This window comes from Intrasporangium chromatireducens Q5-1, assembly GCF_000576575.1.
Lineage (GTDB): Bacteria > Actinomycetota > Actinomycetes > Actinomycetales > Dermatophilaceae > Intrasporangium_A > Intrasporangium_A chromatireducens.
Map to the genome: position 1 here is coordinate 14,281 of NZ_AWQS01000030.1, position 14,581 is coordinate 28,861.

12 protein-coding genes are annotated in these 14,581 nt (G+C 71.1%); 10 read left to right on the plus strand and 2 right to left on the minus strand.

Annotated elements, in window-relative coordinates:
* The first annotated feature begins 20 nt into the window (after nt 1-20).
* The 7 genes from N864_RS05960 to N864_RS05990 all read left to right on the plus strand — a co-directional run bounded on the left by N864_RS05960 (nt 21) and on the right by N864_RS05990 (nt 7,338).
* Nucleotides 21-1,010, plus strand: coding sequence for a DegV family protein (locus tag N864_RS05960; protein WP_081793416.1), 990 nt, complete (start codon nt 21-23; stop codon nt 1,008-1,010).
* A complete protein-coding gene (plsY, locus tag N864_RS05965) occupies nt 1,007-1,612 on the plus strand; it encodes a glycerol-3-phosphate 1-O-acyltransferase PlsY (RefSeq protein ID WP_051518247.1) in 606 nt (201 codons plus the stop codon). The genes N864_RS05960 and plsY overlap by 4 nt, the downstream gene beginning before the upstream one ends.
* A 193-nt stretch (nt 1,613-1,805) precedes the next feature.
* Nucleotides 1,806-3,038: an ABC transporter ATP-binding protein gene (locus N864_RS05970; protein WP_034714556.1), complete on the plus strand. Its 1,233-nt coding sequence runs from the start codon at nt 1,806-1,808 to the stop codon at nt 3,036-3,038.
* A complete protein-coding gene (locus N864_RS05975) occupies nt 3,038-4,414 on the plus strand; it encodes an ABC transporter substrate-binding protein (RefSeq protein ID WP_034714558.1) in 1,377 nt (458 codons plus the stop codon). Before N864_RS05970 ends, N864_RS05975 begins: the two co-directional genes overlap by 1 nt.
* Nucleotides 4,411-5,781: an ABC transporter permease gene (locus N864_RS05980; RefSeq protein ID WP_034714560.1), complete on the plus strand. Its 1,371-nt coding sequence runs from the start codon at nt 4,411-4,413 to the stop codon at nt 5,779-5,781. Before N864_RS05975 ends, N864_RS05980 begins: the two co-directional genes overlap by 4 nt.
* Entirely contained in the window at nt 5,778-6,722 is a 945-nt protein-coding gene (locus tag N864_RS05985; protein WP_240474226.1) for a carbohydrate ABC transporter permease, read from the plus strand. Before N864_RS05980 ends, N864_RS05985 begins: the two co-directional genes overlap by 4 nt.
* A 127-nt stretch (nt 6,723-6,849) precedes the next feature.
* Entirely contained in the window at nt 6,850-7,338 is a 489-nt protein-coding gene (locus tag N864_RS05990) for a GNAT family N-acetyltransferase (protein WP_034714562.1), read from the plus strand.
* A gap of 108 nt (nt 7,339-7,446) precedes the next feature.
* Here the strand turns inward: N864_RS05990 and purU are convergent, their stop codons facing one another.
* On the minus strand, nt 7,447-8,289 hold the full coding sequence (gene purU / locus N864_RS05995; protein ID WP_034714564.1) for a formyltetrahydrofolate deformylase: 843 nt from the start codon (nt 8,287-8,289) through the stop codon (nt 7,447-7,449).
* Nucleotides 8,290-8,450: 161 nt separating this feature from the next.
* Between purU and N864_RS24005 the strand changes: the two genes are divergently transcribed.
* Genes N864_RS24005 through N864_RS06010 form a run of 3 tightly spaced genes read left to right on the plus strand, consistent with a single transcriptional unit; the run spans nt 8,451 to nt 12,881 of the window.
* A complete protein-coding gene (locus N864_RS24005; RefSeq protein WP_081793418.1) occupies nt 8,451-9,395 on the plus strand; it encodes a ComEA family DNA-binding protein in 945 nt (314 codons plus the stop codon).
* On the plus strand, nt 9,392-11,803 hold the full coding sequence (locus N864_RS06005; protein WP_240474227.1) for a ComEC/Rec2 family competence protein: 2,412 nt from the start codon (nt 9,392-9,394) through the stop codon (nt 11,801-11,803). Before N864_RS24005 ends, N864_RS06005 begins: the two co-directional genes overlap by 4 nt.
* Nucleotides 11,804-11,831: 28 nt before the next feature.
* Nucleotides 11,832-12,881 (plus strand): lipoate-protein ligase LplAB, encoded by a 1,050-nt coding sequence (locus tag N864_RS06010; protein WP_034714566.1) that lies wholly within the window; start codon nt 11,832-11,834, stop codon nt 12,879-12,881.
* Between the two features lie 154 nt (nt 12,882-13,035).
* On the opposite strand, the gene N864_RS06015 is transcribed toward N864_RS06010, so the two are convergent.
* Nucleotides 13,036-14,580: a gamma-glutamyltransferase gene (locus N864_RS06015; RefSeq protein ID WP_051518248.1), complete on the minus strand. Its 1,545-nt coding sequence runs from the start codon at nt 14,578-14,580 to the stop codon at nt 13,036-13,038.
* Nucleotide 14,581: the final 1 nt, after the last annotated feature.

Sequence of the window (14,581 nt, forward strand, 5' to 3'; positions counted from 1 at the left end):
GGGCGCCGGAAGGAGCGGGAGTGAGCGTTCGGATCGTCACGGACTCGACGGCATACCTGCCCACCGACCTCGTGCGCGCCCACACCATCGAGGTCGTGCCGCTCCACGTCGTCGTCGGCGGCGTGGAGCGGGTCGAGGGCGCCGACATCACGCCCCAGGAGGTCGCCGCGGCGCTGCGTGAGTACACCATCGTCACGACGTCGCGGCCGGCGCCCGAGGTCTTCCTCGACACGTACCGGCGCCTCGCCGACGAGGGAGCGACCGGCATCGTCTCGGTGCACCTGTCCGGTCAGATGTCGGGCACCGTGGAGGCGGCGCGGATCGCGGCCGCCGACGCACCCGTGCCCGTCGAGGTCATCGACTCCGAGACGATCGGGATGGCCATGGGGTATGCCGCTGTCACCGGCGCGCAGGTCGCCGCGGCGGGTGCCGGGCTGGCGGAGGTACGTGCGGCAATCGAGCGACGGCTCGGGCCGTCGGGGATCCTCTTCTACGTCCACACCCTCGAGCACCTGCGCCGAGGCGGACGGATCGGCGCCGCGTCGGCGCTGCTCGGCTCGGCACTCGCGATCAAGCCGATCCTCGCCGTCCGGGGCGGACGGATCGTGCCCGTCGAGAAGGTGCGCACCGCGGCCCGGGCGATCGCCCGGATCGAGGCGCTCGTCGTCGAGCACGTCCGGCGGGACGGGGTGGCCGTCGACCTGGCCGTGCACCACCTCGATGCGGCCGAGCGCGCCGAGCAGGTCGCGGAGCACCTGCGGGCGAGCGTGCCCGAGGCCCGGGACCTGCGGGTGGTCGAGCTCGGCGCGGTCGTCGGCGCGCATGTCGGGCCGAGCACTCTGGCGATCGCCGTGTCGCCGCGGCCGGACGAGCCGGCGCACGAGGGCTCCCAGGGGGAGGCGGGAGTCGGGCGACGAGGCAGTCTTGCGGGGCAGGGCCGTTCCGATGGGCAGGGCCGTTCCGATGGGCAGGACGTCGGGGGGAATGCGACGGTCGAGGACGACTCGTGAGCACCGGCTGGGTGGCCGTCGTCTGGGTCGCGTCGATCGTCGTCGCCTTCGTCGTCGGCTCGGTCAACCCCGCGACGATGATCGCCAAGGTCCTCGGCAAGGACCTGGCGACGGCCGGCTCGGGCAACCCGGGCGCCACCAACGCCGGTCGCGTCCTCGGCCGCAAGTGGGGTGTGGTCGTCGGGGTGCTCGACGTCCTCAAGGGCCTGCTGCCGGTCCTCGTCGCTGGACACCTCTTCGGCGCGCACCTGGCCTATGCCGTCGGCCTCGCCGCGGTACTCGGACACATCTACTCGCCCTTCCTGCGAGGCCGTGGCGGCAAGGGGGTCGCCACGACGCTCGGCGCCATCCTCGGGGTCCATCCCTGGGTGGCGCTCCTCGTGCTCGCCGTCTTCGCCGTCGCCGTCGTGCTGACCCGGTGGGTCGCCGTCGGCTCGATGTGCGCCGCGCTGGGGCTGCTCGTCGCCGGGGGTCTCGTCATCGCCGGCCGGGCACCGGGAGACGCGTGGACGGCCGCCTGGCTCGTCGTCCTCGGGCTGTTCGTGCTGTGGCGGCACCGCACCAACATCGTCGGCTGGTGGCGCCAGCGCCGCCTGCACTGAGCGCGGACCGCACCGACGCCGAGAACCGGAGTGAGCGGCATACCCCCGCGTTCGGGAGTCACGATTGGGCGACGTTCGCCCGCATAACTGGGTATCTCCTGTGCACCGTGGTAGGGATGAGACAAGGCGGGAACGACGGTGCCCCTGCTTCGCTGCGCTCAGCGGGGGTTGCGAGGGAACTCCGGGAGGTCACGTGGCGGAAGTCAGGTTGGACGGCGTCGGGAAGGTCTATGCCGATGGCACTCGCGCCGTCACCGACCTGAACCTCGCGATCGCCGAGGGCGAGTTCCTCGTGCTGGTGGGCCCGTCCGGGTGCGGCAAGACGACGGCGCTGCGAATGGTCGCCGGTCTCGAGGAGATCAGCGAGGGCACGGTCACGATCGGTGACCGGGTCGTCAACCGCGTCCCGTCGCGCGACCGTGACGTCGCCATGGTGTTCCAGAGCTACGCGCTCTACCCCCACCTCAGCGTCCGTGACAACATCGCGTTCGGTCTGCAGCTGCGCAAGATGCCCAAGGACGAGATCAACCGGCGGGTGCAGCGGGCAGCCGACATCCTCGGGCTCACCGACCACCTCGACCGCAAGCCGCGCAACCTCTCCGGTGGGCAGCGGCAGCGGGTCGCGATGGGCCGAGCCATCGTCCGAGAGCCACAGGCGTTCCTCATGGACGAGCCACTGTCCAACCTCGACGCCAAGCTGCGCGTCCAGATGCGTGCCGAGATCGCCCGGCTGCAAAGGGATCTCGGCGTGACGACGATCTATGTCACCCACGACCAGACCGAGGCGATGACGCTCGGCGACCGGGTCGCGGTGATGAGCAAGGGCATCCTGCAGCAGGTCGACCACCCGCAGTCGCTCTACGACCATCCCGCCAACCTCTTCGTCGCAGGCTTCATCGGGTCGCCCGCGATGAACCTCATGCGCGGGCGGCTCGAGCGGGACGGCGGCCTGGCCCTGGTCCTCGGCGACCAACGCCTCGAAGTGCCCGACACGGCGCTGCGCGACCACCCGGGGCTCGAGGACCACCTCGGCCGCGACCTCGCCGTGGGCATCCGGCCCGAGGACATGGACGACGCCGACCTCAGCGACGGTTCGCACAACGTGCTGACGTCCCGGGCCGAGCTCGTCGAGGCGATGGGATCGGACGTCATGGTCCATTTCACCGTCGACGCGCCCCGGGTCGACCCGGGGGACAGTGACGACACCGAGCTCGAGGTCGAGGCCGCGCCCGGCCTCGTCGGCGGCGACGGCGGTCGCACGATCGTCATCGCCCGGTGCAACCCCCGCACCACGGCGCAGGTCGGCGAGCCGGTGCGCATCGCCGTCGACACGAGCCGACTGCACTACTTCGACCCGGCGAGCGGACAGGCGATCGGCTACCGCGCCCCCGAGTCGACCGAGACCGACACCAGGAAGGAAGCATGATGAGAAGAGCACTGCGCGTGACCGTGGTCATGACGGGACTCGCCCTCGCTGCGGCCGGCTGCGGCTCTGGAGGCAACAACACCAACACGCCACCAGGATCGGGCGCGACCGGAGGTGCGTCCGGGGGCTCGACGGGCGGCTCGACGGGGGGCGGCACCGTCGCGCTGCCCAAGCTGGACGGGCAGACCCTCGAGGTCGCGGCCGTCTGGACCGGCGACGAGCAGAAGAACTTCCTGCAGGTCGTCAAACCCTTCGAGGAACAGACCGGGGCGACGATCAAGTACACCTCCACCGGCGACCAGATCGCGAGCGTCCTCACTCCGCGGGTCAAGGGCGGCAGCCCGCCCGACGTCGCCTTCCTGCCGCAGCCCGGGCTCATGGCCCAGTTCGCCCAGAGCGGCGCGCTGAAGCCGGTCACCAACGAGGTCTCGAGCGCCGTCGACCAGAACTACGCGCCGGTGTGGAAGGACCTCGGGACGATCGACGGCAAGCTCTACGGCGTCTGGTTCAAGGCGTCGAACAAGTCGACGGTCTGGTACAACGTCAAGTCGTTCAGCGACGCGGGGGTGCAACCGCCCAAGACGTGGGACGAGTTCATCAAGGCGGCCCAGACGCTGTCCGACGCCGGCCAGGAGCCGGTCGCCATCGGCGGTGCGGACGGCTGGACCCTCACCGACTGGTTCGAGAACGTCTACCTGAGCCAGGCCGGCCCGGACATGTACGACAAGCTCACCAAGCACGAGATCAAGTGGACCGACGACTCGGTCAAGAAGGCCCTCGAGACCCTCGCCCAGCTCTGGGGTGACCCGAAGCTGCTCGCCGGCGGGACGAGCGGCTCCCTGCAGACCGACTTCCCGACGTCGGTGACCAAGGTCTTCTCCAACCCGCCGAAGGCGGCCATGGTCTACGAGGGCGACTTCGTCGCCGGCGTCATCACCAGCTCGACGAAGGCCAAGCTCGGCACCGACGCGAAGTTCTTCCCGTTCCCGGCCGTCGGCGACAAGCCCGCCGTGGTCGGTGGCGGTGACGTCGCCGTCGCGTTCAAGGACAACCCGGGTGCAATGGCCCTGCTCCAGTACCTCGCCTCGCCGCAGGCGGCAGAGATCTGGGTCAAGGCCGGCGGCTTCACGTCGCCGAACAAGAACGTGTCGTTCGACGCCTACCCCGACCAGATCTCCAGCGACGTCGCCAAGTCGCTCATCGACGCGGGCGACTCGTTCCGGTTCGACATGTCGGACCAGGCGCCGTCGGCGTTCGGCGGCACCAAGGGCGCCGGGGAGTGGAAGGACCTCGCGGACTTCCTGCGCAACCCGAAGGACGTCCAGGGCGCCATGCAGGCGCTCGAGGCGGACGCCGCCAAGGCCTACGGCAAGTGACGGTTCCCCTCCGGAGCTCCGGTCGTCCCGGGTCTCCTCCGCCGACTGAGTCGGAGGAGGAGACCCGGGGCAGCACCGGTGAGCGCGGTCGCCCGGCGACGGCGGCAGCCTTCCTGCTGCCCGCCTCCATCGTGCTGGCCGTGCTCATGCTCTATCCGATCGCGTACTCCTTCGTCAGGAGCCTGTTCGACGCGAGCGGCAACACCTTCGTCGGGCTCGGCAACTACGTCACGATGTTCACCGATCCCGAGACGTTCCAGGCGATCCGCAACAACGTCATCTGGGTCGTCGTCGCGCCGACCGTCGTGACGGCGCTCGGGCTCATCTTCGCCGTGCTGACCGAGCGGGTCCGCTGGCGCACGGCCTTCAAACTGGTCATCTTCATGCCGATGGCGATCTCGTTCCTCGCCGCCGGGATCATCTTCCGGCTCGTCTACGAACAGGACCCGGGCAAGGGCGTGGCCAACGCCGTCGTCGTCGGCGTGCACGACCTGTTCAGCAGCTCCTCGGAGTACCCGGGCGCGCGGCCCCGGGACCCGAAGGCGCTCGTCGCCGGGCCGGACGGGTTCCAGACCGCGTCCTCCGTCAGCCCGGGTCGCTCCGTGTCCGTGCCGCTCATCGGCTTCGCCCCCGACGGTATGCCGAAGACCGCGGCGCCGGCCAGGCCGGCGCCGGGCAGCGCCGCCGCGAACAGCATCGACGGCGTCGTCTGGCTCGACTTCGCCAAGGGCGGTGGCGGCACCGCGGGCCAGATCGACCCCAACGAGAAGGGCATGCCCGGGCTCACCGTGCAGGCGGTGCAGAACGGCAGCGTCGTCGACAAGACAACGACCGGGGACGACGGCCGGTTCGCGTTCACCAACCTCAAGCCCGGCGCATACACGATCCGGCTGCCCGCCTCGAACTTCGCCCAGCCCTTCGGTGGGGTGACGTGGCTCGGGCCCAACCTCGTGACGCCTGCGATCATCGCGGCCTACGTGTGGATGTGGGCCGGCTTCGCGATGGTCCTCATCGCAGCGGGTCTCTCGGCGATCCCGCGCGACGCCCTCGAGGCGGCCCGCGTCGACGGGGCCACCGAGTGGCAGGTGTTCCGGCGCGTCACGATGCCGCTGCTGTCGCCGGTGCTCCTCGTCGTCTTCGTCACCCTCGTGATCAACGTGCTGAAGATCTTCGACCTCGTCTACATCATGGCGCCGGGCTCGGTGCAGCCGGAGGCCAACGTGCTGGCCCTGCAGATGTGGCTGGTGTCCTTCGGCGGCGGCAACAACCAGGGCCTCGGCAGCGCCCTCGGGGTGTTCCTGTTCGTGCTCGTGCTGCCGGCAATGCTGTTCAACATCAGGCGGTTCCGTCGGGAGGAGGACCAGTGAGCGCAGTTCCTGACGTGAACCACGTGGAGTCCGCGGGGTCTGCCGACTCTCCGGACTCTCGCGACGCGGCGGGCGGCGGTGGCTCGATCCAGCGGGGCCCCGTGGGTCGGCTCGTCAGTGCGGTCGGCAGCGGCGTGGTGCAGCTGTTCCTCGTCATTGTCGCGATCTTCTGGCTCGTGCCCAGCTTCGGGCTGCTCATTGCATCCTTCCGTCCGGAGTCCGACAACAGCACGAGCGGGTGGTGGACCGCCCTCACCAAACCGGCCCAGCTCACGCTGGAGAACTACCAGAACCTGCTCCAGAACGGCGCGATCACGCACTCGTTCCTCAACACCGTCTACATCACCGTGCCGGCGACGCTGCTCGTGATCATCCTCGCCTCCCTCGCGGCCTACGCCTTCGCCTGGCTCGACTTCCCCGGACGCGACTGGCTGTTCATCCTCGTCGTCGGGTTGCTCGTCGTGCCGATCCAGGTCGCCCTGATCCCCGTCGCCCAGCTCTACGGCACCCTTGGGATCTTCGGGACCCGCCTGTCGGTCATCCTCTTCCACGTCGCCTTCGGGCTGCCCTTCGCGGTGTTCCTGCTGCGCAACTTCTTCGCCGGGATCCCGCGCGACCTGCTCGAGGCAGCGCGGATGGACGGCGCCAGCGAATGGACCATCTTCCGCAAGGTGATCCTGCCACTGGGCCTGCCAGCCATCGCCTCGCTCGGCATCTTCCAGTTCCTCTGGGTCTGGAACGACCTGCTCATCGCGCTGGTGTTCGCCTCGTCAGACGCGGCGCCGCTGACGGTGGCGCTGCAGTCGCAGGTGCGCCAGTTCGGCGCGAACATCGACCTGCTCTCGAGCGGCGCGTTCCTGTCCCTCATCGTCCCGCTCATCGTCTTCTTCTCGTTCCAGCGCTACTTCGTCCAAGGCGTGATGGCCGGCTCGGTCAAGTAGCGGTGGCCCGTGCGAGTCGGCTCAGGGCTGTTTCCTGCGCTGTTCAGCGGCGATCCGGTGGCGAGGATCTCGGACACGGCCCCGGGCGGTCGATGAACGCCCGGCCGCACCGTTACCCTCCGTCCCCATGAGCACGTCAGAAGAGCTGACGATCCGTCAGGCGGTCCCAGCTGATGCAGAGGCGCTGGCCCGCCTGCACGTCGACGTATGGGAGGACGCCTACAGCTCGCTCATGCCGGTCAGCATCTTCGAGTCACGACGGGCGACCATCCCAGAACGGATCGAGGGCTGGCGCCGCAACCTCACCGCGTCTGCAGCCTCGACCCTCGTCGCCGCGGATTCGCACGGGCTGGTGGGATTCGCCAGCGTGGGCCCGCCGCGGGAAGAGGACGTGAATGTCGAAGACGAGCTGTGGGCCCTGTATGTGCGGGCCGCCCGATGGGGAACGGGCGTCGGCCACGCGCTGCTCAGCCGCTCGCTCGGGGACCGACCTGCGTATCTGTGGGTCCTGCGTGGGAACGATCGAGCCATTGCCTTCTACCGCAAGCATCGGTTCGTCGAGGACGGCACGGAGCGGTCGGACGAGTACGGCACGGAACTGCGCATGGTCCGTTGACGTCCCTGCCGACCGGAGACGGGGGCCGGCTGCAGGGGACTCCCTTCTGGTTCGAGGTATCTACCGGTCAGTGGTGTCCGGAGAACACCTCGACCCAGGACGCCCGTGTCAGAAGACGATGGTGCGGCGGCCGGACAGGAAGATCCGGCTCTCGGCGTGTGCGCGCACGGCGTTCGACAGGACCCGCCGCTCGACGTCTCGGCCGATTGCGACCAGACGGGACGGCGTCTCGGCGTGCGTCACCCGCACGACGTCCTGCTCGATGATGGGTCCCTCGTCGAGGTCTGCTGTCACGTAATGTGCTGACGCACCAACGAGTTTCACGCCCCGGTCGTGCGCCTGGTGGTAGGGCTTGGCGCCCTTGAAGCCCGGCAGGAACGAGTGGTGGATGTTGATGGCGCGACCGGCCAGCTGCTCACAGAGCCAGTCCGACAGGATCTGCATGTAGCGCGCCAGGACGACGAGCTGCACGTCCTCGGCCTCGACCAGCTTCATCAGCTCGGTCTCGGCGTCGCGCTTCGTGTCAGCTGTGACCGGGATGAGCGTGAACGGCAGTCCGTAGTACTCGACGAGGGCCCGGCAGTCCTCGTGGTTCGACACGACGCCGACGATGTCGATCGGTAGGTCACCGGACTTCCAGCGATAGAGCAGGTCGAGCAGGCAGTGGTCGAACTTGCTCACCAGGATCAGCGTCCGGCAGCGCTCGTCCTCGGGCCGCACCGCGAGGTGCTGGTGCTCGATGGCGTCGCTCGAGTCAATGGCGGTCAGGACGGTCGCGACGTCGTCGGACTCGGCGTCGAAGACCGTCCGCATGAAGAAGAGGTTCGTGTCCTCGTCGCTGAACTGCTGGTTCTCGACGATGTTCGCGTCCACCTTGAGCAGTGCGTCGGAGACCGCCGCGACGATGCCGGGGCGGTCGTCGCAGGTGAGCGTCATGATGTGCCGGGCCATTGGAGCAGTGTGAACCACGGCCTCCACGGCGCCGAAATCGACACGCGTGCCGTCTCACGCTCCATGTGGCGCTGTCCACATCCCGGGCACGCCGTCGACGTCGTCCCCAGCGGCCTGCCGACGTGCAGCGGGCACGGGACGGGCTTCCTAGCGTCATCGGTATGCCGCTCAGCTCCGCCCCGCGGCCGCCCCGGCCCTCGCGCGTGGCGGCGATCCTCGGCGACCGCGGGGACCGCGAGGACCGCGGCGACCGTGGCGATCCCGATGGTGAGGCGAGCGCCTCCGCTCGTGCTCCGTCGGGGCCGATCGACCCCGAGGCGCTCGATACCCGACTCCGACGGGCTCGGCGGCCGGGCCTCGTCACGGTGCCCGAGCAGCTGCGACTCGGCCGGCTCGCCGTCTCCACGAGCGCGATCGTCGCGGTCCTTGCGCTCGTCCTCGCGGTGGGGTGCGCCTTCGTCATCAGGATTCTCTGGGCTGAACGGGCCAGCGTGCCGCGGGCCGACGGTGAGCGGCCGCCGGCCGCGGCCACCCCGGGGGTGACGGTCTCGGGCAGGGCGACGGCTCCCGCTCGTCCCGCGGGTGACCCCGGCAGGGTGGCCACCGCGACTGCCTCGGCGGGTGGCGCGGCCGAGGTGGTCGTGCACGTCGTCGGGCAGGTGAAGAAGCCGGGCCTGGTGCGGCTCCCGACCGGTGCGCGGGTCGCTGACGCACTGGCGGCAGCGGGCGGCGCGACGAAGGGTGCCGACCTGACGGCGCTCAACCTGGCCCGGCCTGTCACCGACGGTGAGCAGGTCCACGTGCCGCGGCCCGGTGAGAAGCCGCCGGCAGGAGCCGGAGGCACCAGCGGGGAGCCCGGGCCGGGTGGCGCCGGTGCAGGAACGGGGAGCGGTGCGGGCGGCGGCGCAGGAACGGGACCGGTGAACCTCAACACCGCCGACCTCTCGGCCCTCGACTCCCTGCCCGGTGTTGGGCCGGTTCTGGCCCAGCGGATCCTCGACTGGCGCACCGAGCACGGCCGGTTCAGCTCCGTCGAGGAACTGGGGGAGGTGAGCGGCATCGGCGACAAGCTGCTGGCCCAGCTCAGACCGAAGGTGACGCTGTGACGGGCCGGGCCCAGCGGGTCATCGTCAAGCGAGACCGGCGCCTCGACCTGCGGCTGCTCCTCCCCGTGCTGGTCGTGTGGCCGCTGGTCGCCTTCGTCGCCCTGCTCGTGCCGGTCGTCGTCGTGGTGCTCGCGGCAGGGGCCGCCGGGGGAGGAGCCCTCGCTGTGCTGGCCGCGGGCCGGTCGGGTCGGTCTGGCCGGTCGGGCCGGTCGGGCCGAGCCGGGCCCTGGCGAAGGCTGCTCGGGCTGACGCTGGCAGCCCTCGCGCTCGCCCTTGCCGCGACGGCCGGGCACCGCACGCTGCGAGCCGTCGGGCCGGTCGGGGAGCTGGCCCGGAACCGCACGGTCGTGACGGTCCACGCACAGCTGGCCACCGACGCGCGCGAGGTGGTGAGCGGCATACGGGACGAGGCGGGAGCCCGGCCGCGGGTCGTGGTGCGGGTCCTCGCGACCGAGGTCAGCGCGCGGGGCGCCGTGAGCGTGGTGCGCACCCCGTTGCTCGTCATCGCCGACGCCGACTGGGCGGGACTCGAGTGGCACGACGAGGTCCGTTTCACCGGGCGGCTGGGGGCGGCCGAGCCGGGCGACGACGTGGTGGCCCTCGTGAGCCCGAGAGGGCCACCGACGGTGACCGGCAGGGCCGGTGGGCTGTTCGCCGCCGCGGCTGCGGTGCGGGAGCGGTTCCGCGCGGCGACCGACCACCTGTCCGCCGACGCCCGAGGGCTCGTGCCGGCCCTCGTCATCGGGGACACGTCGCGGACCCCGCCGGACCTGACCCAGGCGATGCTCGACACCGGCTTGAGTCATCTGAGCGCCGTTTCCGGCTCGAACGTCACCCTCGTGCTCGCCGCCGCGATGGGGCTGTGCGCGGTGCTCGGCATCCCGCGCAGACGGCGTCCCTGGGTCGCGCTCGGCGTGCTGGCAGCCTTCGTCGTCCTCGCCCGCCCGGAGCCGAGTGTCGTCCGGGCGGCGGTGATGGGCTCGGTCGGTCTGCTGGGACTCTCGACCTCGCGCCGGCAGGCCGGCGTGCCGGCGCTGGCCGCGGCGATCCTCGGGCTGATGGTCTGGGACCCGTGGCTGGCGCGGTCCTACGGCTTCGCGTTGTCGAGTGTGGCGACGCTCGGGCTGCTCGTCTTCGCCCAGCCGTGGGGCCGGACGTTCGGGCGACGGCTGCCGAGGCGCCTGCGCGGCCTCGGGCCGGTCCTCGCCGTCCCCGTCGCCGCGCAGGCGGTCTGCGCCCCGATCATCGTGCCCCTCCAGGGCAGCGTCTCGCTCATCGCCGTCGTTGCGAACCTCCTCGCTGCGCCCATGGTCGCGCCGACCACGATCGTCGGTGTCGCGGTAGCCCTGCTGTCGACCGTCTGGGTGGCCGCCGCGGGGTGGGTCTCGTGGGGCGCCGCCCTCCCGGCCCAGGGGATCGCGTGGGTGGCGCGACGTTGTGCGGCAGTGTCGTGGGGAGCCGTGTCGTGGGATGAGTCCGCTTGGGGCGCAATCCTGTTGGCGCTGCTGACCATCGTCGTGATCCTCGTGGCACCCTGGGTCTGGCACCGTTCGAGAACGTGGCCCCTGCTCGCCCTCGCCGTGGTGGTCGTGACGGGCGCATTCGTCGCGCCGACGAGCATCGTGGCGTGGCCGCCGCCCGGCTGGGCCCTCGTCGTCTGCGACGTCGGCGAGGGCGACGGGCTCGTCGTCGCCAACGGCCCGGGCCACGCCGTGGTCATCGACACGGGCACAGAGCCGGCCGTCATCGACTCGTGCCTGCGCCGGCTCGGCATCGGCGTCGTCGACCTCGTCGTGCTGACCCACTTCCACGCGGACCACGCCGGGGGGCTGGCCGGGGTCCTCGACGAGCGGAGGGTGACCGAGATCCGGGTCTCGCCGGTGAAGGAGCCGCTGCCGGAGTCACAGCGCGTGACCCAGCTGGCCGCGGCGGCCGGCGTGCCGGTGGCCGAGCTTCGTGCCGGGCAGTCGTGGGCGGTCGGCCGGGTGAGCGCCGACGTGTGGTGGCCGGGGCGCCCGATCACCGAGGGCTCGGTCCCCAACAACGGCTCGATCGTCATGACGGTCCACGTGGATGGGGTCGCGATCCTGCTGACGGGCGACATGGAGCGCGAGGCCGCGGCCGAGGTGGTGCGGGCCGCGCGGACGGACCCGGGTCGGTGGGGGAGCGTCGACGTGCTGAAGGTCGCTCACCACGGGTCGAGCAACCGGGACGACCGCCTCCTCGACAGCATCTCGGGGCGGGTCGCCCTGATCTCGGTCGGCGCGGACAACGACTACGGGCACCCGGCTCCCTCGGTCCTGCAGGCGCTCGGCCAGCGTGGGTTCGCCGTGCACCGAACGGATCTCGAGGGGGCGCTCGCCGTCGTGGTCGGAGCCGACGGCGCGATCGGGGTTCGCTCCGGTTGACCCCGCCGGGGAGGGTTAGGGTGCTGGGGTGCGTGGTGAGTACAAGGTGCCCGGTGGAAAGCTCGTCGTCGTCGACCTCGAGACGCGGGATGGTCGGCTGGCCGACGTGCGCCTGTCCGGCGACTTCTTCCTCGAGCCCGACGAGGCGCTCGAGGACATCAACGCCGCCCTGGAGGGCCTGCCGGTCGAGGCCTCCGTCACGAAGCTCGCCGAGGCGATCGACGGCGCCCTCGACGACGACGTCGCACTGATCGGGTTCTCCTCGAGTGCCGTCGGCATCGCCGTGCGCCGGGCGCTGGGCAAGGCGACCGGCTGGGCGGACCACACGTTCGAGGTCATCCCCGCCGTCACGATGGACCCGCTCATGCACGTCGCCCTCGACGAGGTGATCCCCGAGCAGGTCGCGTCGGGGCAGCGCGGGCCAACCCTGCGATTCTGGGACTGGGACTCGCCCCTCGTCGTCATCGGCACCTTCCAGTCCGTGCGCAACGAGATCGACCCGGAGGGTGCCGAGCGCTACGGGATCGGCATCGCCCGGCGGATCTCCGGCGGCGGTGCGATGTTCATGGAGCCGGGCAACTGCATCACCTACTCGCTCGTCGTCCCGAGCTCCCTTGTCGAGGGGCTCAGCTTCGAGCAGTCCTACCGGTTCCTCGACGACTGGGTGCTCGGTGCGCTGCGCGAGCTCGGCATCAACGCCGACTACGTCCCGCTCAACGACATCGTCTCCGACAAGGGCAAGATCGCCGGGGCGGCCCAGAAGCGCTTCGCCAACGGGGTCATGCTCCACCACGTGACAATGTCCTACGACATCGACGCGGACAAGATGCTGCAGGTGCTGCGCATCGGGCGCGAGAAGCTCTCGGACAAGGGCACGAAAAGCGCCAACAAGCGTGTCGACCCACTGCGCTCGCAGACCCAGATGGCCCGGATGGACATCATCGAAGCGTTCATCAAGCACTTCGAGGGTCGCTACGACACGGAGCAGAGCAGCTACACCGATGCCGAGCTGGCCCAGGCCGAGGAGCTGGTGGCGACGAAGTTCGCGACCGACGCCTGGACCAACCGCGTGCCCTGACCCCCTGCTGGTTCGAGGTAATTACCGGACGGTGGTGTCCGCGGATTACCTCGACCGCCCTGACCCCCTGTTGGTTCGAGGTAATTACCGGACGGTGGTGTCCGCGGATTACCTCGACCCGGGGAGGGGAGAGGGGGCGGGGGAGGTACGGCACTCAGGTCGTGCCGACCGCAGCAGCACGGCGGAGGTCGCCGGCCGCCTCGAGCCCGCCGCCCCCGGTCCCGTCGCCCGCCACCCCGGCCGTGCCCCAGCGGCAAGCCGCACCGACACCACCGAAGTACATGTGCGGGCCGGGGTACGCGTTGCCCTCGAGGCCGAGTGCCGCAACCGCCTCGTCGATGGCCGGTGCATCCTCGTAGTCGACGCGCACGGGGAGGTCCGCCCGGACGGTGACGTGCACCCGCGGCGCGGAGATCGCGTCGACGAGTCCCTCACCGTGCAGGCAGACGCGCCCGAGCACCTGCATGAGGGCCGTCGTGATTCGGTCGGCGCCGGGGGACCCGATGGCCAGAGCCGTGCCGTCCGGACGCCGGGCCGTTGTCGGCGCCATGTTGGACGCGAGCCGGGTCCCGGGAGCGAGGTTGTGCAGCCCGAGCCGGTTCAGTTCCGGCTCACCGAGGCAGTTGTTGAGCAGGAGCCCGGTCCCGGGGATCGCGACGCCGGCGCCGTACCCGGCGGAGAAGGTGATGGCGCACGCGGTGCCGTCGCTGTCGACGGTCGACACGTGGGCGGTCGAGGCCGACGTCGGCAGACCGGCCAGCCCGTGGCGCTTGACCTCCGCGAGCAGGCGCAACCCGTCGCGTTCGAGGTCACGGGACACGTCGTGGACCTGGTGCCGATAGGTGAGGACGGCCCGCTGGATCTCGATGAGGTCGCGCCACGACCATGAGCCGCGGCGGACCAGCTCGCCGAGCAGGACGGCGAGCATCGGGCCGCCGATCGACGGCGGCGGGTTGAGGGCGACGATCCACTCTCCGAGCCTGCGCTGCAACGGGATCCGGACGACGGCCTCGTAGCTCTCGAGGTCCTCGGCCGTGACGAGCCCGCCGTTCGCGGCCATATCGGCGACGAGCGCCTGCCCGACCTCGCCAGTGGTGAACAGGGCCGGCCCCTCGTCGGCCAGGCGGTCCAGCACGTCGGCGAGGGCCTCGTTGCGCGTGGTCTCGCCCGCCGCGAGAGCCCGCCCGTCGGGGCCCGACACGACCCGCAACGCCTCGGGGTCCTCGCCGAACAGCGGCTCGCGAACGTACTCGAGATAAGTCGCCGCCGCGCCGCCGAGCGGATAGCCGCGCCGACAGGCCACGGACGCCGGGGCCACGAGGTCCGTCCACGGGAGGGCCCCGTGACGGTCCCGGGCGAGGGACAGCGCCTGGACGGCGCCGGCGTTCGCGACGGAGCCGTGAGCGGCATACATCGTCACGCCGCCGCCGTAGGCGGTCACGACCCGTCGGACTCCGGTGCCGAAGCGCTCGGGCCCGGCGCCTCGTCCGGGCATCTCGACGTTGCCGTCGATGAGCTCGGGGTCGCCGTCGGCCGGCCAGATGTTGACGAAGGCGCCGCCCATGAGGCTGACGATGCCGGGCTCGGTGCTCATCGCCACGAGTGCGGCCGCGATCGCGGCGTCGACGGCGTTCCCGCCGTCGCGCACCATGGCGAGGGCAGCGTCCCGGGCGACTGCGCTCGGCGCCGCGACGGCCACG

What these genes read in the sequence shown, in the direction of transcription:
- N864_RS05975 (WP_034714558.1), top strand. Translation starts at nt 3,038, where the DNA reads ATGAGAAGAGCACTGCGCGTGACCGTGGTCATGACGGGACTCGCCCTC.
- N864_RS05990 (WP_034714562.1), top strand. Translation starts at nt 6,850, where the DNA reads ATGAGCACGTCAGAAGAGCTGACGATCCGTCAGGCGGTCCCAGCTGAT.
- purU (WP_034714564.1), bottom strand. Translation starts at nt 8,289, where the DNA reads ATGGCCCGGCACATCATGACGCTCACCTGCGACGACCGCCCCGGCATC.
- N864_RS24005 (WP_081793418.1), top strand. Translation starts at nt 8,451, where the DNA reads ATGCCGCTCAGCTCCGCCCCGCGGCCGCCCCGGCCCTCGCGCGTGGCG.